The sequence below is a fragment of the Falsiroseomonas sp. E2-1-a20 genome, from assembly GCF_051433195.1.
Classification (GTDB): Bacteria; Pseudomonadota; Alphaproteobacteria; order Acetobacterales; family Acetobacteraceae; genus Falsiroseomonas.
Window position 1 is genome coordinate 1 of the sequence record NZ_JBHMFT010000145.1, and the last position, 1,408, is coordinate 1,408.

Annotated in this window: 1 protein-coding gene; it reads right to left on the reverse strand. The window is 68.4% G+C overall.

Features of this window, described 5'->3' with window-relative positions; translation table 11 throughout:
* Positions 1-74 precede the first annotated feature (74 nt).
* Positions 75-1,382, reverse strand: a complete 1,308-nt coding sequence (locus tag ACFHPP_RS30995; RefSeq protein ID WP_437167075.1) for an IS701 family transposase — start codon at positions 1,380-1,382, stop codon at positions 75-77.
* Positions 1,383-1,408: the final 26 nt, after the last annotated feature.

Genomic DNA, 1,408 nt, shown 5'->3' on the forward strand with positions numbered 1-1,408 from the left:
ATCGTGGTATGGTGCGGGCAAGTTCGCGAGCGATGCAGAGCCGCATGGTGGTGATGGAGTTGGCGACGTGCCGTTCAGGCCGGATCGGCGGCTCCCCGTGGCCGGTATGTTTTGGGAACGTCAGGCGCTTGGATGAGTGAGGTGCTGCGTTCTGCTGAGGGGGGAAGGGCCGCCCTTTCGGCGACCAGGAATCCGTAGGCTGCAATGCAGAGGCTGGCGTGGTGGTGGAAGCCACGCCAGCCGCGGCCCTCATAGTGGCCGAGGCCGATCTCCTGCTTCATCTCCTGATAGTCGCGCTCGATGCGCCAGCGCAGCATGGCGTGGCGGACTAGGCTGGTGCGGCTGGTGGTGGCGGGCAGCGTGGAGAGCCAGAATTTGCTGGGCTCGGCTTCACCAACGGGCCATTCGATCAGGCACCACTCCTCGGCGCGTGGCGTGGCCGCCTTGTAATCGCGGTGGGCGGGACGGACGCGAATGGCTGCAAAGCGGGAGGCGAGTGGGGCGTTCGTGCCCTGGCGCCACGTCACCCGTCGCCACGCACCTTTGGGCAGACCGGCAGCGAGGTCCTTGGCCGAGACGGGCTTATGGTCGGCGCTGCGGCCGACGCGGGTGGGCGGACGCCCCCGCCCGCTCCAGGGCTTGGCCGGCAGCGGTGCCTGGCCTGGCGGCCAGAGGCTGGCCGAGGACTGGATGCCGACGACATAGGCAAGGCCGAGGGCGGTGATGCCATCGCGGAAGTCGGTATCCACGCCATATCCCGCATCGGCCAGCACGGTGCCGGGCGGGATGCCATCGGCCTGCGCCGTGCGGATCTGCTCGAGGGCGATCTGCGGCTTGGTGGCGAAGCGCAGGTCGTCGGGCACGCCAGCCTTGCTGCGCCGCTCGGCATCCTCGGCCCAGGCCTGTGGCAGATAGAGCCTGTAGGCCACCGGCAGGCTGGCATGCTCATTGGCGACGGAGAGGCTGACGGCGACCTGGCAATTGTCCTGCTTGCCGAGTTGGCCGCAATACTGCCGCGCGACGCCGACGGAGTGCTTGCCCTTCTTGGGGAAGCCAGTGTCGTCGATGATCCAGGCCTGGATCGGCCCGTGCTGCTGTATGGCGGGCAGCACGCGGGCGCGCACCACGGCGAGCACTGCCGCGTCGGACCAATCAGCCTTGGCGATCAGGTGGTGCAGCGATTGATGGGCGGCCTGGACCCTCCCAGGCTCGACGCGCGCGGCCATCGGCTCGATGCTCTTGCGCTCGCCCGGCAGCAGCAGGCCTGCGCAGTAGCTGCGAGCAGGAGCGACGCGGTCGGCATGGCCGAGGGCCACGCCAAGCGCCTCGACATAGGCGGAAAATCGCGATTCACTGCTGCCTGATGAGAATGAACGACCCACCCACCGCCTCCATGCGCGAGAATCTC